Origin of the sequence: Bartonella sp. AA1HLJMS (genome assembly GCF_042197445.1) — a bacterium.
Classification (GTDB): domain Bacteria; phylum Pseudomonadota; class Alphaproteobacteria; order Rhizobiales; family Rhizobiaceae; genus Bartonella.
The window spans coordinates 1-717 of sequence record NZ_JBHIRW010000273.1 but is presented as its reverse complement, the minus strand read 5'-3'; the positions used below and the strand labels follow the sequence as shown (position 1 = coordinate 717).

General features: G+C 44.5%; 1 protein-coding gene and 1 pseudogene. Both read left to right on the top strand.

Annotation, left to right across the window (positions count from 1 at the left end):
• Positions 1–9 precede the first annotated feature (9 nt).
• Positions 10–579: a hypothetical protein gene (locus ACFIQE_RS11145; protein WP_375707778.1), complete on the top strand. Its 570-nt coding sequence runs from the start codon at positions 10–12 to the stop codon at positions 577–579.
• Positions 569–717: pseudogene (locus tag ACFIQE_RS11140) on the top strand (terminase large subunit); the annotation flags it as partial. The gene ACFIQE_RS11145 and the pseudogene ACFIQE_RS11140, both read left to right, overlap by 11 nt.

Genomic DNA, 717 nt, shown 5'->3' with positions numbered 1-717 from the left:
GGAGCAACTATGACCAAGAAGCATCGTGAGGGTTTATTGGTTCGTGCGTTTGCGAAGAAGATGGGTGTTTCACATAATGCGGTGGTTTCTCGGATAAAGATAGGTAAATTTGATGCAGCTCTTTTTGAAGATGGTTCTGTCAATGAAGCGCTTGCAACAGCTATCTGGAATGAGAATCCAACAAAGCGCCCTGCTCCATTTTTAGCACCTGATGGTCAAGCGCAGACAAAGATCAAACAAACCTCTACAGAGGGCGCTAATGAATACAAGATAAAACTGGAGCGAATGCAAGTTGCGCTAGCAAAAGAAAAGATTGCACTTGAACGATTGCGTGAAACAACTGTTGATCGTGAAGAAGTGAGAAAAGAAGCATGGAACTTTGGAAGAGCGCATCGAGATACAATGCTCAATTTTGCCTATCGCTTTGGTACTGAAATTGCGGCGCAAGTGGGATGTGATGCTGCGAGCCTTATTGGAGCTATCGATCATCATATGCGCAAAGCTTTAGTAGAAAATGTCGTCCCTGTTTCTTTTCACGATCTCAACATTTTAGAAGAGAATCCAGAACATGATAAGTAATGCTTCGCCCTCGTCCTCTGATGCTGGGCTCTTTTTTTGCTATGCGAATGAAGGACGCCGTCCTGACCCGCCTTATACTGTTTCCCAGTGGGCTGATAAAAATCGTTATTTGAGCACAGTTACGAGTGCTGAGCCTGG